The sequence below is a fragment of the Burkholderia dolosa genome (assembly GCF_902499135.1).
Taxonomy (GTDB): Bacteria; Pseudomonadota; Gammaproteobacteria; order Burkholderiales; family Burkholderiaceae; genus Burkholderia; species Burkholderia dolosa.
In genome coordinates this window covers 38646-62653 of the sequence record NZ_CABVPR010000019.1, presented here as the reverse complement: position 1 = coordinate 62653, position 24008 = coordinate 38646, and the positions used below count along the sequence as shown (strand labels likewise).

General features: G+C 69.0%; 17 protein-coding genes. 3 read left to right on the top strand and 14 right to left on the bottom strand.

The features are described from left to right. Window positions 1-32: 32 nt before the first annotated feature. Together BUB20358_RS11170 and BUB20358_RS11165 are read right to left on the bottom strand one after the other, a co-directional pair. Window positions 33-3869, bottom strand: a complete 3837-nt coding sequence (locus BUB20358_RS11170) for a DUF748 domain-containing protein (protein ID WP_035974689.1) — start codon at window positions 3867-3869, stop codon at window positions 33-35. A gap of 151 nt (window positions 3870-4020) precedes the next feature. Next, window positions 4021-5457, bottom strand: a complete 1437-nt coding sequence (locus BUB20358_RS11165) for a DUF1254 domain-containing protein (protein WP_006766601.1) — start codon at window positions 5455-5457, stop codon at window positions 4021-4023. A gap of 357 nt (window positions 5458-5814) precedes the next feature. Between BUB20358_RS11165 and BUB20358_RS11160 the strand changes: the two genes are divergently transcribed. Then, the gene (locus BUB20358_RS11160) at window positions 5815-8616 is read left to right on the top strand and encodes a heavy metal translocating P-type ATPase (protein ID WP_081293624.1); all 2802 of its coding nucleotides are present in this window, start codon (window positions 5815-5817) and stop codon (window positions 8614-8616) included. A 162-nt stretch (window positions 8617-8778) separates the two neighbouring features. Here BUB20358_RS11160 and BUB20358_RS11155 read toward each other — a convergent pair whose 3' ends face one another. The 6 genes from BUB20358_RS11155 to BUB20358_RS11130 all read right to left on the bottom strand — a co-directional run bounded on the left by BUB20358_RS11155 (window position 8779) and on the right by BUB20358_RS11130 (window position 12977). Further along, window positions 8779-9015, bottom strand: coding sequence for a hypothetical protein (locus tag BUB20358_RS11155; RefSeq protein WP_006766603.1), 237 nt, complete (start codon window positions 9013-9015; stop codon window positions 8779-8781). 1 nt (window position 9016) lies between these two features. Beyond that, a complete protein-coding gene (locus tag BUB20358_RS11150; protein WP_081293625.1) occupies window positions 9017-9502 on the bottom strand; it encodes a tlde1 domain-containing protein in 486 nt (161 codons plus the stop codon). Between the two features lie 213 nt (window positions 9503-9715). After that, window positions 9716-10195, bottom strand: a complete 480-nt coding sequence (locus BUB20358_RS11145) for a GNAT family N-acetyltransferase (RefSeq protein ID WP_006766604.1) — start codon at window positions 10193-10195, stop codon at window positions 9716-9718. Window positions 10196-10375: 180 nt separating this feature from the next. Continuing rightward, the gene (locus BUB20358_RS11140) at window positions 10376-10531 is read right to left on the bottom strand and encodes a hypothetical protein (RefSeq protein ID WP_006766605.1); all 156 of its coding nucleotides are present in this window, start codon (window positions 10529-10531) and stop codon (window positions 10376-10378) included. A gap of 174 nt (window positions 10532-10705) precedes the next feature. Then, on the bottom strand, window positions 10706-11146 hold the full coding sequence (locus BUB20358_RS28345; RefSeq protein WP_081293626.1) for a hypothetical protein: 441 nt from the start codon (window positions 11144-11146) through the stop codon (window positions 10706-10708). A gap of 1135 nt (window positions 11147-12281) precedes the next feature. Continuing rightward, window positions 12282-12977, bottom strand: coding sequence for an MgtC/SapB family protein (locus tag BUB20358_RS11130; protein WP_006766606.1), 696 nt, complete (start codon window positions 12975-12977; stop codon window positions 12282-12284). A gap of 114 nt (window positions 12978-13091) precedes the next feature. Here BUB20358_RS11130 and BUB20358_RS11125 point away from each other — a divergent pair, with 114 nt between their 5' ends. Further along, window positions 13092-14201 (top strand): AGE family epimerase/isomerase, encoded by a 1110-nt coding sequence (locus tag BUB20358_RS11125; RefSeq protein ID WP_006766607.1) that lies wholly within the window; start codon window positions 13092-13094, stop codon window positions 14199-14201. Here the strand turns inward: BUB20358_RS11125 and BUB20358_RS11120 are convergent. Beyond that, the gene (locus BUB20358_RS11120; protein WP_035974693.1) at window positions 14174-15802 is read right to left on the bottom strand and encodes a methyl-accepting chemotaxis protein; all 1629 of its coding nucleotides are present in this window, start codon (window positions 15800-15802) and stop codon (window positions 14174-14176) included. The two genes, BUB20358_RS11125 and BUB20358_RS11120, sit on opposite strands and share 28 nt — an antisense overlap. A gap of 429 nt (window positions 15803-16231) precedes the next feature. On the opposite strand from BUB20358_RS11120, the gene BUB20358_RS11115 reads away from it, so the two are divergent. Beyond that, entirely contained in the window at window positions 16232-16675 is a 444-nt protein-coding gene (locus BUB20358_RS11115; RefSeq protein ID WP_006766609.1) for a PaaI family thioesterase, read from the top strand. 94 nt (window positions 16676-16769) lie between these two features. Here BUB20358_RS11115 and BUB20358_RS11110 read toward each other — a convergent pair whose 3' ends face one another. The 5 genes from BUB20358_RS11110 to prpB all read right to left on the bottom strand — a co-directional run bounded on the left by BUB20358_RS11110 (window position 16770) and on the right by prpB (window position 23971). Beyond that, window positions 16770-17837, bottom strand: coding sequence for a CaiB/BaiF CoA transferase family protein (locus BUB20358_RS11110; protein ID WP_006766610.1), 1068 nt, complete (start codon window positions 17835-17837; stop codon window positions 16770-16772). A 30-nt stretch (window positions 17838-17867) separates the two neighbouring features. Further along, window positions 17868-19058 carry a 2-methylaconitate cis-trans isomerase PrpF gene (gene prpF, locus BUB20358_RS11105; RefSeq protein ID WP_035974698.1) on the bottom strand — a complete coding sequence of 397 codons (1191 nt, stop codon included), beginning with the start codon at window positions 19056-19058 and terminating at the stop codon, window positions 17868-17870. Between the two features lie 26 nt (window positions 19059-19084). Further along, window positions 19085-21682, bottom strand: coding sequence for a Fe/S-dependent 2-methylisocitrate dehydratase AcnD (gene acnD, locus BUB20358_RS11100; RefSeq protein ID WP_094190716.1), 2598 nt, complete (start codon window positions 21680-21682; stop codon window positions 19085-19087). A gap of 74 nt (window positions 21683-21756) precedes the next feature. After that, on the bottom strand, window positions 21757-22929 hold the full coding sequence (gene prpC, locus BUB20358_RS11095; RefSeq protein WP_035974702.1) for a bifunctional 2-methylcitrate synthase/citrate synthase: 1173 nt from the start codon (window positions 22927-22929) through the stop codon (window positions 21757-21759). A gap of 148 nt (window positions 22930-23077) precedes the next feature. Further along, window positions 23078-23971, bottom strand: coding sequence for a methylisocitrate lyase (prpB, locus tag BUB20358_RS11090; protein ID WP_006766612.1), 894 nt, complete (start codon window positions 23969-23971; stop codon window positions 23078-23080). Window positions 23972-24008: the final 37 nt, after the last annotated feature.

Below are 24008 nucleotides of genomic sequence, written 5' to 3'. Positions count from 1 at the left end.
ACGAACGCGCAGCGGCGGCAGCGAGCGGCGGCTTATTTCAGCCCGAAATCGACGCGCGTGGTCGCGCCCTTGTCGTCGATGCCCTTCGCATCGAGCTTCGGCGCGACGATGTAGATGCGGCTCGAATCGATCTTGCCGTCGAGGTACTGGCGCACGGCCTGCGCACGCTGCTGCGCGAGCGCGCGCAGCGCGTTGTCGTCGGCCGGCGCGTGATCGGCGAGCGCCTTCTTCATGTCGTCGTCGGGCAGCGTCTTCTGAAAGCCGAACAGGTTGCGCGGCTTCTTGAAGTCGGCGGCCTTGTACGCGCGCGTCAGATACTTGCCGTACTCGGCGGCATCGACCTTCACCGACGTCGGATCGACGCTCTCGCCCTGCCCGATCACGTCCTTCAGCTTCTGCTGACGAACCAGCCGATCGACGTACGCGTCGCGCAGCCCCGGCATGTCCTTCGCCGGATCGACGCGGCCGATCAGGTCGACGCGGATCGACGGCTTCTCGGTCAGCATCTTCACGACGGTGTCGAGCTTCTTCTGCTGCGCGTCGCCGAGCTGTGCCGAGCCCGGCGCGAATTCGACGTAGCCGAGATCCTCGCCGCCACCGCCGAACGCATGCGCGAGCAGCGAGAACGGCGACGTGACGGCCTTCGCGATCAGGTTCAGCAGCGCACGCCAGATCAGCCCGCCGACGCTGAACTCCGGATTCGACAACGAGCCCGACACCGGCACGTTCACGTCGATCTCGCCGCGCGTGTTCTTCAGCAGCGAGATCGCGAGCTTCACCGGCAGCTTCGTCGCGGTGTCGTTCTCGATGTGATCGCCGAACGTCAGCTGATCGATGAAGATGTGATTGTTCGCCGACAGCTGGTCGTTCGCGAGCTGGTAATGCAGGTCGACGTTCAGCTTGCCCTTCGTGATCGGATAACCGGCGTACTTCGCCGAATACGGCGTCAGGTTGGTCAGCTCGATCCCGTGCGCGGTCGCCGTGAGATCGAGCGCCGGCTTGTCGATCAGCGGGTTCACCGTGCCCTTGATCGAAATCGGTCCGTTGCCCGCGAGGCTCGCGCCGACGTCGACCGGCGCGGACTTCGTCGAATCGGTGCCGAACGCGCCGACCGTCCCCTTGATCGCGACGAGGTTCGCCGTGTAGTTCGGCTTGATGAAGTTGTCGGTGTACGTCACGCGGCCGTTCTGAAGCACGAGCTCGCCGACATGCATGCGCACCGGACTCTGCCGCGGCGGCGCAGCCTTCACGACCACCGTCGATGCGGTGCCCGGCACCGCTGCCTCGCGCGCAGCCGCGCTCGACGCGGCTTGCGCGGCAGCCGTCGGCGTGGCGCCGGGCGACAGCGGCACCGGTTCGCCCTTGCTCGCGTCGCGCGTGAGCGACTGCGCGGGGCCCGACTCCTTCGCGATCACGTCGTTCAGGTTCAGCCGCCCCTTCGCGTCGAGCAGCACGCGACCGTAGAAATTCGAGAACGTCACGCGCGCGGCGTCGACGTCGGTGCCCCTGTCGTCGTAGTTCACCCTCAGGTTCGACAGCGCGAGCGAGCGCCAGCCCGCGAACGGATCGGACGTCGCCTTGTCGAGCATCCGCACGTCGACGACCGCGACGTCGCCGCGGTACGTCGCGCGCATCGCGCTTTTCGCCTGCTCGAACGTCAGGTTGCCTCGCGCGTTGAGCAGCGCGCTCGCGATCGTCGCGTTCAGCGCGCTGCCGAAGTACGGCTCGAACGCGGCCGCGTCGACGCGATTGCCGTCGATCTTCAGCCCGAGCTTCAGCGGCTGCGCGGTCACGTCGCCCGACACGTTCAGCGAGCCCTTGCCGTTCAGCGTCGCCTTCAGTTGCACGGGCAACGGCTTCGTCATGTCGTCGCCGAGCTTCTGCACCGACAGATCGAGCGGCTTGATCGCGAGCCTCACCGCGCGCGGCGTCGACAGATCGGTGAAGTTCGCGGACGAGCCCTTCACGTTCAGCGCATCGATCCGGTAACGCCACGCGGGCGCGGCGGCCTCGGCCTTGCGCGCGGCCGCGCGCTGCGGCGCGGCCGGCCTCGCGGGCTCGGCAAGCGACGCCACGTCGATCCGGCCGTCCTTCAGGCGCTTCACGTCGAGCGCGAGCCCGTTCGCGTCGACGCTCGCGATCTCCGCGACGCGCGCGGCAACGTCGACCTTCGCGATCTTCGCGGTCGCATCCGCCAGCGCGATCGCCGGCGCCTTCGCGTCCGGCGCCGCGAGCTTCAGCGATTTCACGCTGATCGTGCTGTCCGCGACCTGCGCGTCGAGCGGCGTCTTGCCCCAATCGACCTTCGCGTCGACCGTCGCGCCGAGCGTGCCGTCGAGCACGCGCGCGCGCGTCGCGTCGCCGAGATACGGCTGGAGCGCAGGCAGCGCGAGCGCGTCGACGTTCAGCTTCGTGTCGGCGCGCTTCGCGGCGACGCTGAACGTGCCTTCGGCCTTCACGTCGCCGCCGCGCGACAGCGACGTCGACAGCGTGTACTTCGCCGGCGCGTTGCCCTGCAGCGTGAAGCCGTCGAGCGTCGCGGCGAGCTTCGTCAGCGACATCGCGGTCGGCGGCGCCGGCATCCGGTCGTCGATGTTGATCGTGCCGCCGTCGATCGCGAAGTGGCGGATCGTCAGGTCGAGCGGCGGCGTCTTCGCTGCGGCCGCGGCCTTCGCGCCGCTCGCGGCGTCGGCGGCACTCGCCGATGCGGTCGATGCGGTCGATGCGGTCGATGCGGTCGATGCGGTCGATGCACCGGACGCGGCAGCCGCCGCCGACGCGGCGCGCTTGCCGGACGCGTCCGTCGGAGCGGCGGCGAGCTTCTCGACGTTCAGCACGCCCTGCTTGTCGCGCGACAGATCGACGACCGGCCGGTCGAGCCGGATCTCGTCGAAGTGCAGCACGTTGCGCAGCGGCTCGAGGCCGGCCGCCGCGACGTGCACGCCGCGCGCGGCGAACAGCGGCTCGGACGCGAGGCCCGTCACCTTCGCGTCGTTCAGATCGACGGTGCCCGACACGCGCAGCGTCGGCGTATCGCCGCTCATCACGAACTTCAGCGTGAGGTTGCTGCTGAGCAGGCCGCTCGTCACGACGACCGGCAGCTTCGCCGGCGCATACGAGATCAGCTTCGGCACGTCGAGCCGGTCGAACTGCAGCGCGATCTCGGATTCGCGCGACTGCGCGAACGGCTTCGTCTTCCCGTCGATCGCGATCGGGCTGCCGTCGAAGCGCGCACGCAGCTTCGGCTCGACGAAGATGTCGGTCTTCGACGGCAGCGTCGCGACGTACGGAATGCCGAGCATCCAGTTGTCGACCACGTGCTTTTCGTTCAGCAGCCGGTCGTCGAAATCGATCCGGCCGTCGTTGATCTGGATGTTCGACACCGAGAAATGCGCCGGCTTGTCGTCCGGCTTCGACGGCGTCGAGAATTTCTCGATCAGGTCGGTGAAGTTGAAGCGCTGCGCGTCGTAGCGAACGATCCGGAAGCGCGGCGCATCGACGCGCACTTCGTCGACGATCGGCGCACCGCGGAACAGCGACGACCACGACGGCCTCACGACGAGCTTGCCGATGTCGATGAAGTCGCCCTGGCCGCCGCGCTCGCCGACGTGAATGCCGTCCGCTTCGAGATTCAGCGTGTACGGGTTCAGCGCGATGCGCTGAATGCTGGCCGGCCGGTCGAGTTGCCTGCTCAGCTGCTGCTCGGCGACATGGCGGATGAGCGGCGGCGCCGCGAAGAATCCGAGCAGGCCGAACAGCACGATGAAGATCAGAATGCCGATGCCGATACGCCGGGTCCGCCGCGATCGTGCAACGCCGCCGAGGGCATGGAGGGAGGAAGATAAGGTTGCTTTGTCTGCGCTTGCCATGCTTGGAATGCCTCGGAAGGGATGCGGGGCATGCCGGACGTCCGGCGCACCCGCGCGCGCTATCCCGAAAGTATAGGCTGAGGAATCGACCGTACGGCGTTCGCGTGCCGCGGCCGCGCCCGGCGAGCGGACGACGGCGGCGGCACAGCGTTCATTTGCGCACCACGGCAGGCGGCGTCCACGAGCCGTCGGTCGCCTGCGGCTTCGGTGCGTACAGGCGCAGCGCGAGCGCGAAATCGGTGCGCGGCGCCGGCAGCCAGTTCGCCGCGTGCGCGCCGCCCGGCGACGCCGACACGACGATGTCGACCGAGCCGTCATGATTGCGGCGCAGCCGGTCGCGATCGCCGAGCGAGCGGCGCGCCGATCCGACGTCGGGCAGCGCGCCGCCGGTCGTGTACGGCGTCAGCGTCCAGAACGCGCGCACCGGCGGCAGCGCGCCCGGCGCGAAATGCAGCACGTAGCGGTTCGCGCCGTTCAGCGGATGGCCGTCGCTGTCGACGCGCACGACCGCGAGCGTCTCGTCGTCGCGCGTCGCGGTGCCGAACTGCGTGTACGCCGCATACGCGCGCAGCGCATAGTCCTGCCCGTATTTGCCGGCCGTGTCGCCGATCCAGCTCCAGCCGTTCGCGCTCAGCAGATTCGGCGGCGGCTCCGCGAGCCGTGCGCGCGCTTCCGCGACGCCGGCCGTCGCGGCGGTCAGGCGATCGCCGGTCCACGCTACCGGGTAGCCCGCCGATACGCCGATGTCGTCGAGCAACTGCTGCGCGTGCGCGTCGTCGTCGGACGGCGGATTGTCCTGCAGCGCCTGCGCGAAGCGCGTGAAGAACGCCTTCGGATCGAGCGCGGCGACCTGCTCGGCCGGCGTGCCGCCGCCGACCGCTTCGGACGGCGCGCTGCCCGCGTGGACCGCGACCGACGCACCGCGCGCCGCGCCCGTATAGACGGACAGCGGCACCACGCGGATCGCGCGCTGCAGCTTCTTCACGTTCGTCAGATCGCGGCCGCCGCTCGTCTGCAGCCGCACTTCGAGCCATGCGTTGCTCGACGGCACGTCGACGCGCACCGCGCCCTTCGGCAACGTGCCCTGCCAGTCCTTCGCGACGAAGGCAATCGTTTGCGACCGGACGCCGCCCCGCGCGCCGCGTCCGGCCGCGCTCGACGACGACCACAGCACGTTCGTCCACATGTCGAGCGCACGCGCGTCCCAGTAGCGGCCGCGCGTGTCCGGCAGCGTGACGATCACGGGCTCCGCGCGGACGTCGAGCCAGCCGGCCGAGTCGAGCGTATCGACGCCCGGCCACGGCGGATTCACCGCGCCGACCGGCGGCAGCGCCTGCGCATGGCGCAGCGTGTTCAGCGGCGCCTGGCCCGGCTGCGCGCCGTCGCCGCCGGTGGCCGCGTCCTTCGCGACGTCCATCAGCACGAGCGGATACGCATAGATATAGGAATCGGCCACTTCGGTGCGCATCCAGCCGGTTTTCCGCTGGATCGCATCCGGCTGCGACGCGCATCCCGCAAGCAACGCCGCAAAGGCCAGCGACGCACACGCGCGCCGCAGGAAAATTGATTCTCGCTGGTTTTTAATCATCGATTACTGGCCGAATATCGTTCTTTTCAGTCAACGCACCGTTTGCCGCACGAGCGGCGAAAACGACGCACCTCAGCTCGCCCGGACGGCCGTTCGGCCAGCCCGGACGCTGACGTCAGGCCGGTATCATAGCGCCTAAGGGCATCCCCCAATATGCCGAATAACGGGCTGAGCGATACCGGCCACGTTCCCGTCCGAAATATTTCGCCGGCGCTCACCGAAAAATTGGGGGCTTATCCGATCGGACGAGATCGACGCGTGCTCATGTCGCATCGCCGCCGTCGCTTGACCTTCCCACGATGGCAATGTTGATACTGGAATCGTTCGCGGCATCGGCCGCGCTTTGGGGAATCGGACATGACTGAACCACTTGCGTCCGCGACGCTGCACAGGATCGAACTGGCCGTCGACGGCATGCATTGCGACGGCTGCACCGGCCGCGTCCAGCGAGCGCTCGCCGCGGTGCCGGGCGTCGTCGATGCGACGGTCGATCTCGGCACGCACGCGGCGACCGTCACCGCGCACGAAACGGTCGAACCCGCGCAGCTCGCCGATGCGCTCGGCAAAGCCGGCTATCGCGCGTCGGTGCGCGACGAAGCGGCCGCGCAGACCGCAGCGGCTGCGCCAGCGCATCGGGATCGCGCGGCCGCGCCGCCGGCACCGGCCGCCGTCGCGCTCGAACTCGACATCGACGGCATGACCTGCGCGTCCTGTGTGTCGCGCGTCGAGAAGGCGCTCGCGAACGTGCCGGGCGTCACGCGCGCATCGGTCAATCTCGCGACTGAGCGCGCCACCGTCGATGCCGCGCCGGACGTTTCCGCGTCGCGGCTCGTCGACGCGGTGAAGCAGGCCGGCTACGGCGCGACGCCGGTCGCCGCGCCCGCAGCGCCATCGGGCAACGTCGCTCCGTCGACCGGTGCCGCCGACGTCGAACTCGAAATCGGCGGGATGACCTGCGCGTCCTGCGTCGGCCGCGTCGAAAAGGCGCTGGCCGCCGTGCCGGGCGTCGCGCACGCGTCGGTCAATCTCGCGACCGAGCGCGCGTCGGTGCATGGCGCCGGCCGGCTCGATCCGGCTGCGCTGGTCGCCGCCGTCACGACCGCCGGCTATCGCGCGTCGCTCGTCGCGGCACCCGAACGCGCCGCCGCCGATGCGCAGCCCGCCGCGCCCGCGCAGGACGCCGACGCGCGCAAGCGCCGCGAAGCGCTCCGCGACCGCAATCTCGTGATCGGCGCGGCCGTGCTGAGCGCGCCGCTCGTCGCGCCGATGCTCGTCGCGCCGTTCGGCATCGATGCGATGCTGCCCGGCTGGCTGCAGTTCGCGCTCGCGTCGATCGTCCAGTTCGGCTTCGGCGCGCGCTTTTATCGCGCCGCATGGCATGCGGTGAAAGCGCGCACCGGCAACATGGATCTGCTCGTCGCGCTCGGCACGTCCGCTGCGTACGGGCTGAGCCTGTGGATGCTGCTGCGCGATCCCGCGCATCCCGGCCATCTGTATTTCGAGGCGTCGGCCGTCATCGTCACGCTCGTGCGCTTCGGCAAATGGCTCGAGGCGCGCGCGAAGCGCCAGACCACCGACGCGATCCGCGCGCTGAACGCGCTGCGTCCCGACCGCGCGCGCGTCGTCGAACACGGCGTCGAGCGCGACGTGCCGCTGTCGCAGGTGCGCGTCGGCACGACGGTCGCCGTTCGCCCGGGCGAGCGCGTGCCCGTCGACGGGAGGATCGTGTCGGGCCGCTCGCACGTCGACGAGTCGCTGATCACCGGCGAAAGCCTGCCGGTGCCGAAGGACGACGGCGATGCCGTGACGGCCGGTTCGATCAACGGCGAAGGCGCGCTCGTCGTCGAAACCACGGCGATCGGCGCGGAGACGACGCTCGCGCGCATCATCCGTCTTGTCGAATCCGCGCAGGCCGAGAAGGCGCCGATCCAGCGGCTCGTCGATCGCGTGAGCGAGGTGTTCGTGCCGGCGATCCTCGGCATCGCGGCGCTGACACTGGTCGGCTGGCTGATCGCCGGCGCCGGCACCGAAACGGCGATCCTCAACGCGGTCGCGGTGCTCGTCATCGCGTGTCCGTGCGCGCTCGGCCTCGCGACGCCGGCCGCGATCATGGCCGGCACCGGCGTGGCCGCGCGCCACGGCGTGCTGATCAAGGACGCCCAGGCGCTCGAGCTCGCGCAGCGCGCGACCGTGATCGCGTTCGACAAGACCGGCACGCTGACCGAAGGCAAACCGTCGGTGACGGCGTTCGAAGCGGTCGACGTGCCGCGCGATCGTGCGCTCGCGCTCGCGGCCGCCGTGCAGCGGCAAAGCGATCACCCGCTCGCGCGCGCGGTGGTCGCCGCGTACGATGCGGACGTCGCGGCCCGCGGCGGCTCGGCTCCGTCGATCGCCGCGACCGATGCGCGCGCGGTGGCCGGACGCGGCGTCGAAGCCAGCGTGGACGGCCAGCGGCTCGCGCTCGGCAGCACGCGATGGCGCGACGAGCTGGGCATCGTCGTGCCGCCCGCGCTCGACGCGCGCGCGGCGGAACTCGAGCGCGCGGGCAACACGATCTCGTGGCTGATGCGCGCCGACGCGCCGCGCACGCTGCTCGCGCTGATTGCGTTCGGCGACACCGTGAAGGCCGGCGCGCACGATGCGATCGCGGCGCTGACCGCACGCGGCGTCGCGAGCGTGCTCGTGACCGGCGACAACCGCGGCAGTGCGGCGGCCGTCGCCGCGTCGCTCGGGATCGGCGAAGTGCACGCGCAGGTGCTGCCCGACGACAAGGCGCGCGTGGTCGCGGAACTCAAGCGCACGCATCGCGGGATCGTCGCGATGGTCGGCGACGGGATCAACGACGCGCCCGCGCTCGCTGCCGCCGACGTCGGCATCGCGATGGCGACCGGCACCGACGTCGCGATGCATACGGCCGGCATTACGCTGATGCGCGGCGATCCGGCGCTCGTCGCCGACGCGATCGACATCTCGAAACGGACGTACCGGAAGATCCAGCAGAACCTGTTCTGGGCGTTCGTCTACAACCTGATCGGCGTGCCGCTCGCGGCGCTCGGCTGGCTGAACCCGGTGATCGCCGGCGCGGCGATGGCGTTTTCGAGCGTCAGCGTCGTGACGAATGCGTTGTTGCTGCGGAGATGGAAGGGACGGGCGCGGTGATGGGGAGCGGCGGCGTGATGGAGGTCGCGCGCTGGATGGAAAGGCCCGCGCTTTTGAGCGGTTCGATCGGAAGCTGCGGCTACGTTAAACGTTGATCGTCACGGCGACGCCTGACACGTGTGCGGGCGAAATAGCCGCGCGGCCAGGTTCCGTATTGCGGATTCATCGACGTCGACGTATCCAGACGCAGTACGCGGCGATCGCGACCAGCGTCGCTCCGTCGATGATTGCGAGCGTCGGCAGCGGGTTCGTCCATTTGTCCATGTTGGTCGTGCGTGCGTAGTACGGCGGTCCGTCGCCGTACGCGTCCTGCAGGTTGATCGCGTTGAACGCGAAAACGAGCACAAGCAGAACGAGGAGTGCCGCACCGATCAACATGCGTAATGGGTGTTTCCGCATGTCAGTATCGAACCGTCAATGGAACGTAACAATCCGGCGCAGCTTTCGTCGCTGCGGCGACATCGCGAACGAAATCCTCCATTCTCGATTGAAGGTCGATGCATCCAGCGGATCCGGCGCGATTGCCGCCATGAATGAAGAATCCGCCACGACCGAAGGTCCGCGTGCCGGGCATCACGTGAATGGTCAATCGGTGGTCCCCCCACGCTGCACGCGAAGCGATGTTGTACCAGCGATTTGTCCACATCTGCGACGGTCGAACCCAGTATTGTCCAGGTGGTATAGGCCCGGCGTTCGGAATCTGTTGCCGAGCACTCGAATAGTCGAAGTTTCCGCGATCGTCCGGACGGCCGGAAACCGCAGGACATGTCTTCCTCGTATCGCCGGCCATGGTGAGAAAACGGCCATCGAACCGGAGCGAAATCGAAGCGCGCGCGCACGCCGGTACGGTGGGATTGCCGCGCTCAGCGGCATACTTGTTCTCCATCGTTCGTGATCCTCGTTTTGAACAATCTGATCGCATCGGCATTGACCGGGCATCATAGGCAATGCCGAGCGGCCCCGGCTATCGTCGGGGCCTGAGCGCGCCATGCTCAAACCGTTAAACGACGCTCGATCGCCGCTCTGACGCGAACCGCGGCCGCCTCCGCCCGTCACGCGAACGATGTCGAACCGTGAACGCCGGCGTTCGAATTCGTCGCTAGCCCGACACGACCGGCTTGATCAGCGTCGTGGTGATCGGCACGAAACCGCATGCGCGGTACAGCGCGCGGGCCGCCGTGTTGTGATTGAACACCGACAGCCCGATCTCCGTGATGCCGTAGCGGCGCGCCTCCGCGTCGAGCGCTTCGAGCGCGCGCGTGGCCCAGCGCTGGCGACGCCGCGACGGAACGATATCGAGGTCGTAGATGAACAGCGTGCGGTTCGGCCCTTCGGGCACGAGCGCGTACCAGAGGTCGCCGACCGTGTCGCCGCTCGCCGTATCGACGAGCGAAACGAGCGTCTGGCCGGGCGTGAGCAGGCCGTCGGGCAGCAGCGTATCGAAGCAGGCGCGGGCGCGGACGGCTGCGTCGTCGACGGTGTTCTGCCCGGATAAAACGAGATCGCGCGCGTAGCCTTCGATGGCTCGCGCGCGGTACGCGTGGAATTCGCCGGCCGTCATCGGCCGCATCTGCAGCATGGCCCGGGCGCCGTCATGGAAGTCGGGCTTTCCAGTTTAGCGGGACGGCCGGGCAATCGCTGCGCACGGCAAAGCGATGCGGCGGGAAAGAATGAAAAGCAGGTGCGGCGGGCGCCGCGCCGGATCAACGGATCAACGGATCAACGGATCAACGGATCAACGGATCAACGGATCAACGGATCAACGACGGTACAGGCACATCGGCACGACGTGCGAGCGGCGCACGCGCTCGGCTTCGGCGTGACGCGCGGCGTACGAGTACTCGGCGTCGAGCGGCAGGTGCGGGGAGACGAACAGGTCGTCGATCTTTTGAAGCAGCGCAAGAATGAAGCTCATCTGAGACTCCTGACGATGTGACTAGGGTTTTCCCTTAGAACATCGCCATTCTAAGGGTTTTCCCTGAATCCCGCCAGAGGGCGCATCAGTTTGCCGCACCGGTCTGCATCCGACGATCCGGCTTCGGCGCACTTCGTCCTTGTATCGTCGCGGTGTTAAGACGGGGTCGGAGCGCTAGTGCGCGCGTCGTGTCCGCTTTGTCGCGATCGCCGCGTCGCGGTTTGCGTTGCGCTGCAGCCGGTCGACCTGCGACAGGAGCGCTTCGTGGCGATCCGCCAGCGTCATCAGCATCGCCTGCTGCGTCGACAGGTCGGCCGCCAGGCGGTCCATCCGCTGCTGCCGGGTTTGCGCTTCCTGCTTCAACTGCGCGATCTGCCGCGTCTGCATCGTCAGCGCGACCAGCGCGGCAAGCACGACGATCGCCAGCGCGAGCAGCAATCGGTTCACGCGGCGCCTTTCGCGATCGGCGGCCAGCGTCAGACGGGCTGTCTCCGCCTGCAGCGCCGCGAGCCCGTCCGACAACGGACGCAGCTGCGTTTCCCGATCGGTTGCAGGCGATGCGGCCGCGTGCGCCGACGCAGTTGGCCGGACGCGATCGGCCGACGGTTTCGTCATGAACGACGCGGAAGTCAAAGGCTGCGTGACGGCCGATCCGGAAGCGGCCGCCGGCCGGGCCGCGTCGCGGATGTTTGCTGCAAGCGCGGGTTCAGCCGAGCGAGTAGTCGTCTGCGGTTCAGCGAGCGGAGAAGAAGTATCGAGCGTCAGGCTGCGCTCGGGCGCGCCGGCCGTTTGAGCTGTTTGAGCTGTTTCAGCCGTTTGAGCCAACTCAGCCGCGTGGGTCGATCGGACCGCTTGAGCGGGCCGATCGGCTTGCGTCGATTGAGCGGCTTGCATGGACTCAGCCGCTTGCGCCGATTCAGCCTCCGCCTCCGCCGCGGCAGAATCCGACGCAACGGGCGCCGACGCGCGGCCGACACCCGCAGTTCCCTTGCGCCGCGTGCCGGACGAAGCGCGGCGCGCCTTCACCGCACCGCCGGGCGCGCGTTCTTCATCGTGCGTCGCCGTTGCGACGGCCGCGGCTGCCGCCTCGTCATCGGCGGTCGATATGCGCTCGCGTTTCACCGCCGGGCCACGACGCACGTTCGTATCGGCTGTCGTCGACAAAACGTCGTCGGAGCCTCGCGCATCAGCGCGCTCCGACACACCGCCGTCCGATGTCGACCCGGCCTCGGAGCCAACGGAATCAGCCATGTCGCCCGCCGCAACCTGCCGATCGTCTGCGCCGGCTCGCTCATCGTCGCCAGCCGGCGCGCCCGCGCGTTCAACATCGCCGGCCGTTTTCGCGCGGCCGGTTTCGGGTACGCCGAACCCGTCGAGCGTCGCCTGCCGGCCGTCGGCTGCATCGTCCGGCACGTCGGCGTCCATCGCGGCGTGCGCGGATGCGTCGTCGCCGGTCGCAGCCGACACACGCTCGTCGGGCTCGAGCACCGGATCGCCGAACAGGTCGAGCGTGCGATCGTCGCGCGGCGCGTTGCCGGCCGGCCGCACGGCGGCCGTCGCAGGCGTGCCGCCGGCGGCAGCGACCGCGCGCCGGCGCGCGCGGGCCGAAGAACGGTTCGAACGGGAAGGCGAGCGACGCGTGGAAACGGATTCGGTCATGGAGTCGGATTGCAAGGCCCGCGAGCGCGGAGCCGGATGTCTAACGGAATCGGCGACCGGCCATTGTCGCACGCCGAATCGCCGATTCGGGCTATTCGTCGCCGGGCAAGCCGTGCCCTTCGTCGAATCGCGTCACGCACGACAGCGCACGCAGCTTGTCGCAGATCGCGCGGTATTCGAGATCGGACACGCGGCCGAGCGCGATGCGCACTTCGTCATGTTCGCCGGTCTCGTCGGAACGCTGCACGATGAACTGCTTCACGCGCGCGCTGTGCGGGCCGAGCGCCGCATGCAGCGAATCGAACGTCAGCGCGCCGCTCACGACGGTCAGCGTGAGCTGGCGTCGCTGGCGCACGGTGAAGTAGCGCCGCTCGAGCGGCTTGATGCCGGCCAGGATGATCAGGATGATGATCGTCGCGGCAATCGACGCGACGTAGAGGCCGCCGCCGACCGCGAGACCGACCGCGGCGACCGACCACAGGCTCGCGGCCGTCGTCAGCCCGCGCACGATCTCGCCGCGCAGCAGGATCGAGCCCGCGCCGAGAAAGCCGATTCCCGACACGACCTGCGCGGCCATCCGCGACGGATCGAGCTCGACGTGATCGCGGCCGAGCACGTCGGCGAAACCGAATGCCGACACGATCATGATCAGCGCCGAGCCGACGCACACGAGCATGTGCGTGCGCAGCCCGGCCGCCCACGACAGCCGCTCGCGCTCGAAGCCGATGACGCTGCCGAGCGCGGCCGCGAGAATGAGCCGCATCACGAGTTCCAGGTTCCCGAGCATCCGATTTCTCTCCTTTTTATGGTGCGGGCCGCGCGGAATGTTTTATCCTTGGCCCCGGCCGCGCCGATCCGGGCCGCGCCGACACGATTCGATCTTCATACGTCCGATCCCGCCATGTCCGTTTCCGACTCCGCTTCCGTCCAGGCCGCGCAGCTGCGCCACCATTTTGCACACATCGTGCTGCCGATCTGGCGCGGTTCGGGGTTCGACCATGCACTGCGGCTGCCGTTCGAAGCGGTCGATCCGGCCACGCACGCTGCGCTGCCGGTCACCCGTTATCGCGCAATGGCGTGCGCGCGGCAACTGTTCGTGTTCGCGCAGGCGGGCGACACCGCGCACGCGGCCACGCTGTTCGACTCGCTGCGCAGCCGCTTTCGCGATCCGCATCGCGGCGGCTGGTTCTACAGCGTCGACGCGCAAGGCGCGCCGCTCGACACGACGAAGGACCTCTACACGCATGCGTTCGTGGTGTTCGCGTGCGCCGCGTGGTATGCGGCGTCCGGCGACGACGACGCGCGCACGGTCGCCGAAGAGACGGCCGCGCTGATCCAGGACCGCTTCGCGCCGCGGCCGGGCGACGCGCTGCTCGACGCCGCCCGCCATGCCGACTTCTCGCCGTCCGGCAGCGGCGCGCTGCAGAATCCGCTGATGCATCTGACCGAAGCGTGGCTCGCGGCCGCCGATGCGTTCGGCGACGCCGCGTTCGACGATGCGCTCGCGCGCACCGCGCAAGCGGTCGAGCGCACGTTCGTCGATGCGGCGACCGGCTGCGTCGCCGAACTGCCGCTCGGTGCGGCGGACAACCGCTTCGAGCCCGGCCATCAGTTCGAATGGTTCTATCTGGTCGATGCAGCGGGCGCGCGGCTCGCGCAAACGGCGCTGCCCGATGCGCTCGCGCGCGCGTTCGCGTTCGCGGAGCGGCATGGCGTCGATGCGCAGACGGGCGGCGTCTGCGCGGCGCTCGACGCGCAAGGCGCGTGCATCGACGGCACGCAGCGGATCTGGGCGCAGACCGAGTATCTGCGCGCGCTGGCGACGCACGGCGGCACGCCGGCGTCCGCGCCGCTCGCGACGCAGATCGCGCGCTTCGCCGCGCGCTTCCTGCATCCGCGCGGCTGGTTCGAGTGCAAGACGGCCGACGGACAGGTGTCGCGCGCGGACATGCCGTCGACGACGCCGTACCACCTCGCGACCGCTTACGCGGCGCTGCCCGCCGGTTCGTAAGCGGCGCCGCCGAACGACCGCGCCGCAGGTTCGCTGCGCGCGGAACGCCCACCGGCCGAATCGCCGAGCTCGAACACCGACACCGCCTGCATCAGGTGCGCGGTCTGATCGTTCAGCGATGCGGCGGCCGCCGCGACTTCCTCGACCAGCGCCGCGTTCTGCTGCGTGAGCTGATCCATCTGCGTGACGGCCTGATTCACCTGCTCGATCCCGACGCTCTGCTCGACCGACGCCGCAGTGATCTCGGACATCGTCTGCGCGACGCGCGTGATCGACTCGGACACGTTTCGCATCGCGTCGCCCGCCCGCTCGACGAGCTCCGCGCCGCCGTTGATCTGCGCGACCGACTCCTCGATCAGCGCCTTGATCTCCTTCGCCGATTGCGCGCTGCGCTGCGCGAGCGAGCGTACTTCGCCGGCCACCACCGCGAAGCCGCGCCCCTGCTCGCCGGCGCGCGCGGCTTCGACGGCTGCGTTCAGCGCGAGGATATTGGTCTGGAACGCGATCCCGTCGATCACCGAGATGATCTCTGCGATGCGCCCGGAGCTCTGCGCGATGCCGCGCATCCGGTCGATCACGCTGTCGACCACGCCGCCGCCGCGGCTCGTCGCTTCGAGCGCCGCGTCGGCGAGCGCGCTCGCCGCACGCGCGCTTTCGGTGTTCTGCTTCACGGTCGCGGTCAGTTCCTCCATGCTCGCGGCCGTTTCCTCGAGCGACGCGGCCTGCGTGCCGGTGCGCGCGGACAGATCCGCGTTGCCGCCCGCGATCTCGCCGGCGCCGAGGTGGATCGCATCGGATGCCTGGCGCACCGTGCGCACGGTGTCCGCGATGCTCGCCTGCATCGCCGCGAGGCCGCGCAGCATCCGGTCGATCTCGAACACGCCGCCGGCGCGCACGGCTTCGTCGAGCCGGCCCTGCGCGATCCGCTCGAAATGGCGGCCCGCGTCGTCGAGCGGCGCGACGACCGCGCGCCGCGCGGCCGCATAGATCGTCGCGCTGGCCGCGAGCATCGCGATCAGCAGCACGATGCCGACCCACTTGAACCACAGCATGCCGCCGTCGACCGTGTCGAGCGCGGTGCGGCTCGATGCGCCGCCGTAGTCGACGAAGCGATGCAGCTCGGCGATGTACGCGTCCTGGAAACGCTGCGTCGGCTGATCGAGGAACGCCTGGATGTTGTCCGCGTCGAGGAACTGCACGAGTTCGCCGAGCGCGCCGCGCAGCGCGCGATAGCGCTCCGCGAGCGCCGCGACGCGCGCGCGGTTCGTGTCGTCGACCGGCTGCGCGGCCGTCAGCACCGCGAACACCTTGTCCGCTTCGGCGAGCGCAGCGCTCGCATGGCGGATGATGTCGTCGGGCTTCGGGCCGCCGCGCACCATCCGCGTGCCCGCACGCGACAGGTTGATGCGCGCGTCGAGCAGCCGCTCGGTCGCCTGGTTTGCCGCGCCGACCTGCGCGACCGCGACGTTCGACAGTGCGTCGACGCCGCTGCGCGTCGACGTCAACGCCCAGAAGCCGAGCGCTTCGATCGCGAACAGAAACAGGCAGAACACGGTCAACACGCCGAGCAGACCCGACGCGAGCTTGATTTTTCCGAACATGGATGAGGAATTCCTGAAGAACCGACGATGGAACGATGCCCCGGCATTAGCGGCAATTCTTCGGCGGACTTTAGTGTGGGCGTGCGGCCGGCGACGTGCGGCCGCGAGTGTGACCGTCGACGAATGCCCGGCCCGAATCGGCGCGCAACGCTTCTGCCGGCACGCATCGGCTGCGACGCGACGCGCTGCCGGCCGGCCATGCACGCCGAACGTGCACGCGCAGCCGCGAGATCGCGCGCGACCACCGCTGCACCGTCTGCCGCGCATTCCCGCGCAATCGTGCACAAACGCCGGCAACGTCGGCGTTCGACACGATAATCGCGTCACATCGCCCGGCCGATCGCGCGCGGCGCGGACGAATTTCCTTGCTTATCGGCAACCCCCTTCCTAGAGTTCAGCGCAAGCGGACACGCATTGCGAGGGAAGTCGATGACGGACATCACGGACCACGCGCGCGGCGCATTGCGCGCGCAACCGTTCAGCATGCTGCTGGGCACCGAGCTGATGCACATCGGCGACAACGAGGTGTCGCTGTGCCTGCCGGTGCGCGACGAACTGCGGCAGCAGCACGGCTTCGTGCACGGCGGCATCATCAGCTATCTCGCGGACAACGCGCTGACGTTCGCCGGCGCGCTCGCGCTCGGCCCGCGCGTGATCACGGCCGAATACAAGATCAATTACCTGCGGCCCGCGGTGAACGGCACGCTCGTCGCGCGCGCGAAGCTCGTGTATGCGGGCCGGCATCAGGCGACGTGCCAGTGCCACGTGTTCGTCATCGACGGCGATCACGAGCGGCTCGTCGCGATCGCGCAAGGGACGATCAACCGCGTCGGCGACGGGAAGGCGCCGGGCGCGCCGCAGGAAACGGCGTAAGCGGCGCGTCGGCCGCGCGAACCCGCAGAAAGCCCATGACGCGGCCAGCGTGCCGAGCGGCCCTGCGCGGCGCGCGGCGCGCCGGACGTCGCGCCTAGTCCCGGTCGTCCGCATCGTTCGGATCGTCCGCCAACGGCAGGAATCGCGGCGCGACGCGCGCACGCACGTTGCCGCTGTCGTCGAAGCGATACACCGCGCGCACCGCGTTGTGCGGATGCCGCGCGGCGTCCGCGATGCCGAGCACCGGTGCGAAGCACGCGTCCGTGCCTTCGAGCAGCGCGCGCCAATGCGCAGACGGATGCTGCGCGAACACCTGCGCGAACCGCGCCTTCAGCGCCGGCCAGCGCGCGCGGTCGTACTGCGACGCCGGGTCGACGTCGGTCAGCCCGAGCCGTTCGATCAGCAACGCATAGAACGGCGGCTCGAGCGCGCCGATCGTCACGTACGCGCCGTCCGCGCAGCGATACACGTCGTAGAACGGCGCGTCGTGAAACACGCTCGGCTGCGCCGCATCGAGCTGACCGTTCGCGCGTGCCCACAACGCGAGCGTGCCGAGCATTGCGACGATGTCGACGATCGCGCCGTCGACCACGCGCCCCGCGCCGCCGGCGCGCACGTCGAACAGCGCGCAGACGATGCCGAACGCGAGGCCGAGCGCACCGCCCGCATCGCCGACGACGGTCGGCGGCAGGCCGGGCCGGCCGTCGCGCGGGCCGGACAGCGACAGCAAGCCGGTGAGCGCGACGTAGTTCAGGTCGTGGCCGGCGGCCTGCGCAAGCGGTCCGTGCTGACCCCAGCCGGTCATGCGTGCATACACGAGCGCCGGATTGCGGCGCGCGCACGCGTCGGGCCCGAGCCCGAGCCGCTCCATCGCGCCGGGCCGCAGCCCTTCGATCAGCGCATCGGCCTGCGCGACGAGCGCGAGCGCCGTGTCGCGGCCGTCCGGCGTCTTCAGGTCGAGTTCGACGATCGACTTGCGCTCGCGCAGCAGATCGCCGTCACGGCCGCGCAGCGCGTCCGGTGCGCTGGTGCGGCCGGGCGGGCGCGCGATCAGCGTCACGCGCGCGCCCATCCCGGCGAGCATCCAGCCGGCGAGCGGGCCGGGGCCGAGCCCTTCGAATTCGACGACGTGAACGCCGTGCAACGGCAAATCGAGCGACATGCGGTTCTCCGCGGCTGCGACGACCCGAACTCAGAACGCGTCGCCCGGCACGCGCACCCACCCTTCCATCAGCACGCGCGCGCTGCGGCTCATGATCGCCTTCGTCACGGTCCACTCGCCGTTCTGCAGCTTCGCCTCCGCGCCGACGCGCAGCGTGCCCGACGGATGCCCGAAGCGCACCGCGTTGCGCTCGCCGCCGCCGGCCGCGAGATTCACCAGCGTGCCGGGAATCGCCGCGGCGGTGCCGATCGCGACCGCCGCCGTGCCCATCATCGCGTGATGCAGCTTGCCCATCGACATCGCACGCACGAGCAGATCGACGTCGCCGGCGTGCACGCGCTTGCCGCTCGACGCGACATAATCGGCCGGCTTCGCGACGAACGCGATCTTCGGCGTGTGCTGGCGCGTCGCGATTTCGTCGAGCGTGTCGATCAGTCCCATGCGCAGCGCGCCGTGCGCGCGGATCGTCTCGAACTTGTCGAGCGCCTGCGGATCGCCGTTGATCGCGTCCTGCAGCTCGGTGCCCGTGTAGCCGATCGCTTCCGCATCGACGAAGATCGTCGGGATGCCCGCGTTGATCATCGTCGCCTTCAGCGTGCCGATGCCGGGCACCGCGAGGTCGTCGACGAGGTTGCCGGTCGGAAACATCGCGCCGCCCGCGCCTTCTTCGTCGGCCGCCGGATCCATGAATTCGAGCTGCACTTCGGCGGCCGGGAACGTGACGCCGTCCAGTTCGAAGTCGCCCGTCTCCTGCACCGCGCCGTTCGCGATCGGCACATGCGCGACGATCGTCTTGCCGATGTTCGCCTGCCAGATCCGCACGGTCGCGATGCCGTCGCGCGGCACGCGCACCGGATCGACGAGCCCGCCCGCGATCGCGAACGGACCGACCGCCGCCGACAGATTCCCGCAGTTGCCGGTCCAGTCGACGAACGCGCGATCGATCGCGACCTGTCCGAACAGGTAGTCGACGTCGTGACCGGGTCGCGCGCTCTTCGACACGATCACCGTCTTGCTGGTCGACGACGTCGCGCCGCCCATCCCGTCGATCTGCTTGCCGTACGGATCGGGGCTGCCGATCACGCGCAGCAGCAGCGCGTCGCGCGCGGCGCCCGGCGTCTGCGCGGCGTCCGGCAGATCCTGCAGCCGGAAGAACACGCCCTTGCTGGTGCCGCCGCGCATGTACGTCGCGGGAATCCTGATTTGCGGAATGTGAGCCATGTTTGCGTTGTCCCTGTGTGACGCGCTCAGGCGGCCGCCTGCGACGATTCGAGAAAATCCTGCGCGAAGCGCTGCAGCACGCCGCCCGCTTCGTAGATCGACACTTCTTCGGCCGTGTCGAGCCGGCACGTGACCGGCACGTCGACGCGCTCGCCGCTGCGGCGATGAATCATGAGCGTCAGGTCCGCGCGCGGCGTGCGCGCGCCGATCACGTCGAAGGTTTCGGTGCCGTCGATGCCGAGCGTCGTCCGGTTCGTGCCCGGCTTGAACTCGAGCGGCAGCACGCCCATGCCGATCAGGTTCGTCCGATGGATGCGCTCGAACCCTTCGGCGACGATCGCCTCGACGCCCGCGAGCCGCACGCCCTTCGCGGCCCAGTCGCGCGACGAGCCCTGTCCGTAGTCGGCGCCGGCGATCACGATCAGCGGCTGCTTGCGATTCATGTACGTCTCGATCGCCTCCCACATCCGCATCACCTTGCCGTCCGGTTCGACGCGCGCGAGCGAGCCCTTCTTCACCGCGCCGTCGACCACCGCCATCTCGTTGACGAGCGTCGGGTTCGCGAACGTCGCGCGCTGCGCGGTCAGATGATCGCCGCGGTGCGTCGCGTACGAGTTGAAGTCCTCTTCCGGCAGGCCCATCTTCGCGAGGTATTCGCCGGCCGCGCTGTCCGGGAGGATCGCGTTCGACGGCGACAGATGGTCGGTCGTGATGTTGTCGCCGAGCACCGCGAGCGGGCGCATGCCCTTCAGTGTGCGCTCGCCGGCCAGCGCGCCTTCCCAGTACGGCGGGCGGCGGATGTACGTGCTCTGCGGCCGCCAGTCGTACAGCGGCGCCGCGCGCTCGCCGGCGTCGGCGGTGCGCGCGAACATCGGCTCGTACACGGCGCGGAACTGTTCGGGCTTCACGCTCGACGCGACGATCGCATCGATCTCGTCGTCGCTCGGCCAGATGTCCTTCAGCGTGACCGGCTTGCCGTCGCGGTCGTGGCCGAGCACGTCCCGCTCGATGTCGAAGCGGATCGTGCCGGCGATCGCATACGCGACGACGAGCGGCGGCGACGCGAGAAACGCCTGCTTCGCATACGGATGAATGCGGCCGTCGAAGTTGCGGTTGCCCGACAGCACGGCGGTCGCATACAGGTCGCGCTCGACGATTTCCTGCTGGATCTTCGGATCGAGCGCGCCCGACATCCCGTTGCACGTCGTGCATGCGAACGCGACGATCCCGAAGCCGAGCTTCTCGAGCTCGGGCAGCAGGTTCGCTTCCTTCAGATACAGCTCGACCGCGCGCGAGCCGGGTGCGAGCGAGCTCTTCACCCACGCCTTGCGCACGAGGCCGCGCGCGTTCGCGTTGCGCGCGAGCAGGCCCGCGGCGATCACGTTGCGCGGGTTGCTGGTGTTCGTGCAGCTCGTGATCGCGGCGATGATCACCGCGCCGTCGGGCATCTCGCCCGGCTTCTCGTCCCATCGGCCGGCGATTCCGCGCGCGGCGAGATCGGACGTCGGCAGCCGCTTGTGCGGATTCGACGGACCGGCCATGTTGCGCACGACGCTCGACAGGTCGAACGTCAGCGTGCGCTCGTACTGCGCGTGCTGCAGCGTGTCGGCCCACAGGCCGGCCTGCTTCGCGTAGGTTTCGACGAGCTTCACCTGCTCGTCGCTGCGGCCCGTCAGCCGCAGATAGTCGATCGTCTGGCCGTCGATGAAGAACATCGCGGCCGTCGCGCCGTATTCGGGCGCCATGTTCGAAATCGTCGCGCGGTCGCCGAGCGTGAGGCTCGCCGCGCCTTCCCCGCGGAACTCCAGATACGCGCCGACCACCTTTTCCTTGCGCAGGAATTCGGTCAGCGCGAGCACGATGTCGGTCGCCGTGATGCCGGGCTGGCGCTTGCCGGTCAGCTCGACGCCGACGATGTCGGGCAGCCGCATCCACGACGCGCGGCCGAGCATCACGTTCTCGGCTTCGAGGCCGCCGACGCCGATCGCGATCACGCCGAGCGCATCGACGTGCGGCGTATGGCTGTCGGTGCCGACGCAGGTGTCCGGATACGCGACGCCGTCCTGCACCTGGACCACCGGCGACATCTTTTCCAGATTGATCTGATGCATGATGCCGTTGCCCGGCGGAATCACGTCGACGTTCTCGAACGCCTTCTTCGTCCACTCGATGAAGTGAAAGCGGTCCTCGTTGCGGCGATCCTCGATCGCGCGGTTCTTCGCGAACGCGTCCGGGTCGAAGCCGCCGCATTCGACGGCGAGCGAGTGATCGACGATCAGCTGCACGGGCACGACCGGATTCACCTTCGCCGGGTCGCCGCCGCGTTCGGCGATCGCATCGCGCAGCCCGGCGAGATCGACGAGCGCGGTCTGGCCGAGGATGTCGTGGCACACCACGCGCGCGGGAAACCACGGGAAGTCGCGCTCGCGCTTGCGCTCGACGAGCTGTTTCAGCGAATCGGCGAGGATCGCCGGATCGCAGCGGCGCACGAGGTTCTCGGCGAGCACGCGCGACGTGTACGGCAGCGTGTCGTATGCGCCGGGCGCGATCGCGTCGACCGCGGCGCGCGCGTCGAAGTAGTCCAGCGACGTGCCGGGCAGGGGTTTGCGGTAGGCGGTATTCATCATGTGGGGCGAACTGGGAGGTGACGTGCGGCGCGCGCCGGCATCCGCGTCGCGGGCCGGCGCGCGCGGCGTGCTCAGCGCTTCTCGATCGGCACGAACTTCAGGTCTTCCGGGCCCGTGTAGTTCGCGCTCGGGCGGATGATCTTGTTGTCGATGCGCTGCTCGATGATGTGCGCGCTCCAGCCGGACGTGCGCGCGATCACGAACAGCGGCGTGAACATCGCGGTCGGCACGCCCATCATGTGATACGACACCGCGCTGAACCAGTCGAGGTTCGGGAACATCTTCTTCGCGTCCCACATCACCGCTTCGAGTCGCTCGGCGATCGCGTACAGCTTCAGGTCGCCCGCTTCCTTCGACAGCTTGTGCGCGACGCCCTTGATCACCTTGTTGCGCGGATCGGAGATCGTGTAGACCGGATGGCCGAAGCCGATCACGACTTCCTTGTTCTCGACGCGGCGGCGGATGTCGGCTTCGGCTTCGTCCGGCGAGCGGTAGCGGCTCTGGATTTCATACGCGACCTCGTTCGCGCCGCCGTGCTTCGGGCCGCGCAGCGCGCCGATCGCGCCGGTGATCGCCGAGTAGATGTCCGAGCCGGTGCCCGCGATCACGCGGCCGGTGAACGTCGACGCGTTGAATTCGTGCTCGGCGTACAGGATCAGCGACGTGTGCATCGCGTCGACCCACGACTTCGACGGCGCCTTGCCGTGCAGCAGGTGCAGGAAATGGCCGCCGATCGAATCGTCGTCGGTTTCGGTCTCGATGCGTTTGCCGTTGTGCGAGAAGTGATACCAGTACAGCAGCATCGAGCCGAGCGATGCCATCAGGCGATCGGCGATGTCGCGCGCGCCCGGCAGGTTGTGATCGTCCTTTTCCGGCAGCACGGTGCCGAGCACCGACACGCCGGTACGCATCACGTCCATCGGATGCGCGGACGCCGGGATCTGCTCGAGCGCGGCCTTCAGCGCGTTCGGCAGCCCGCGCATGGCGCGCAGCTTCGCCTTGTACGCGGCGAGCTCGGTGAGGTTCGGCAGCGTTTCGTGCACGAGCAGGTGCGCGATTTCCTCGAACTCGCACGATTCGGCGACGTCGAGGATGTCGTAGCCGCGGTAGTGCAGGTCGTTGCCGGTCCGGCCGACCGTACAGAGGGCCGTGTTGCCGGCCGTCACGCCGGACAGCGCGACCGATTTCTTCGGCTTGAACGCGCCTGCGGCGGCCGGTGCTGCTGCGTCTTTCGTCTCGCTCATGTTTCCGTTCTCCAAGAATTTTTGTCGACCGGAGTCACCGCTTCAGCGCTTGCTCCAGTCCCATGCAAAGCTGTCGATCCGAGTCGGCGCTTCAACGCTTACCCACACGCGCTGCCAAACCGCTACGCGGCCCGATCGACGCTCCGCGTTACTTCTTCCCCTGCGCGAACAGCTCGTCGAGCTTGCGCTCGTATTCGTGATAGCCAAGAAACTCGTACAGCTCGGCGCGGGTCTGCATCGTCGGCACGGCGGCCTTCTGCGTGCCGTCGCGGCGCACCGTCTCGTAGAAATTCAGCGCGGCCTTGTTCATCGCGCGATATGCGCCGCAGCAGTACAGCGCGATGTCGACGTTCGCCTCGCGCAGTTCGTCGACCGTGAACAGCGGCGTCGAGCCGAATTCGGTCAGGTTCGCGAGGATCGGCACCTTCACCGCAGCCTTGAAGCGGCGGTAGTCGTCGAGCGTCTTCATCGCCTCCGGGAAGATCATGTCGGCACCCGCGTCGACGTACGCGACCGCGCGCTCGATCGCCGCATCGATTCCTTCGGCCGCGGCCGCGTCGGTGCGCGCCATGATCACGAACTGATCGTCGGTGCGCGCATCGACGGCCGCCTTGATGCGGTCGACCATCTCGTCGGTCGGCACGCATTCCTTGCCCGGCCGATGCCCGCAACGCTTCTGGCCGACCTGGTCCTCGATATGCACGGCCGCGACGCCGGCGTTGATGAACGAGCGCACGGTACGCGCGATGTTGAACGCGCCGCCCCAGCCCGTATCGATGTCGACGAGCAGCGGCAGGTCGGTCGCATTGGTGATCCGGCTCGCGTCGATCAGCACGTCTTCCATCGTGCTGATGCCGAGATCGGGAATGCCGAGCGAATTCGCGGCGACGCCGCCGCCCGACAGATACACGGCCTTGAAGCCGACGGCCTGCGCCATCTTGGCCGCGTACGCGGTGATCGCGCCGACCACCTGCAGCGGCTGCTCGGCCGCGACTGCCGCGCGAAACTTCGCGCCGGCGCTCTGAAGATGCGTGTTGCTCATGAACGGCCTCCTGATCGAATGCCCTGTAACAGCAAGG

What these genes read in the sequence shown, in the direction of transcription:
- acnD (WP_094190716.1), bottom strand. Translation starts at nt 21,682, where the DNA reads ATGAATACCGCCTACCGCAAACCCCTGCCCGGCACGTCGCTGGACTAC.
- BUB20358_RS11145 (WP_006766604.1), bottom strand. Translation starts at nt 10,195, where the DNA reads ATGCTGCAGATGCGGCCGATGACGGCCGGCGAATTCCACGCGTACCGC.
- BUB20358_RS11115 (WP_006766609.1), top strand. Translation starts at nt 16,232, where the DNA reads ATGACGGACATCACGGACCACGCGCGCGGCGCATTGCGCGCGCAACCG.
- BUB20358_RS11170 (WP_035974689.1), bottom strand. Translation starts at nt 3,869, where the DNA reads ATGGCAAGCGCAGACAAAGCAACCTTATCTTCCTCCCTCCATGCCCTC.
- prpB (WP_006766612.1), bottom strand. Translation starts at nt 23,971, where the DNA reads ATGAGCAACACGCATCTTCAGAGCGCCGGCGCGAAGTTTCGCGCGGCA.
- BUB20358_RS28345 (WP_081293626.1), bottom strand. Translation starts at nt 11,146, where the DNA reads ATGACGAAACCGTCGGCCGATCGCGTCCGGCCAACTGCGTCGGCGCAC.
- BUB20358_RS11140 (WP_006766605.1), bottom strand. Translation starts at nt 10,531, where the DNA reads ATGAGCTTCATTCTTGCGCTGCTTCAAAAGATCGACGACCTGTTCGTC.
- BUB20358_RS11125 (WP_006766607.1), top strand. Translation starts at nt 13,092, where the DNA reads ATGTCCGTTTCCGACTCCGCTTCCGTCCAGGCCGCGCAGCTGCGCCAC.
- BUB20358_RS11110 (WP_006766610.1), bottom strand. Translation starts at nt 17,837, where the DNA reads ATGTCGCTCGATTTGCCGTTGCACGGCGTTCACGTCGTCGAATTCGAA.
- BUB20358_RS11120 (WP_035974693.1), bottom strand. Translation starts at nt 15,802, where the DNA reads ATGTTCGGAAAAATCAAGCTCGCGTCGGGTCTGCTCGGCGTGTTGACC.
- BUB20358_RS11130 (WP_006766606.1), bottom strand. Translation starts at nt 12,977, where the DNA reads ATGCTCGGGAACCTGGAACTCGTGATGCGGCTCATTCTCGCGGCCGCG.
- prpC (WP_035974702.1), bottom strand. Translation starts at nt 22,929, where the DNA reads ATGAGCGAGACGAAAGACGCAGCAGCACCGGCCGCCGCAGGCGCGTTC.
- BUB20358_RS11150 (WP_081293625.1), bottom strand. Translation starts at nt 9,502, where the DNA reads ATGGAGAACAAGTATGCCGCTGAGCGCGGCAATCCCACCGTACCGGCG.
- BUB20358_RS11165 (WP_006766601.1), bottom strand. Translation starts at nt 5,457, where the DNA reads ATGATTAAAAACCAGCGAGAATCAATTTTCCTGCGGCGCGCGTGTGCG.
- prpF (WP_035974698.1), bottom strand. Translation starts at nt 19,058, where the DNA reads ATGGCTCACATTCCGCAAATCAGGATTCCCGCGACGTACATGCGCGGC.
- BUB20358_RS11160 (WP_081293624.1), top strand. Translation starts at nt 5,815, where the DNA reads ATGACTGAACCACTTGCGTCCGCGACGCTGCACAGGATCGAACTGGCC.
- BUB20358_RS11155 (WP_006766603.1), bottom strand. Translation starts at nt 9,015, where the DNA reads ATGCGGAAACACCCATTACGCATGTTGATCGGTGCGGCACTCCTCGTT.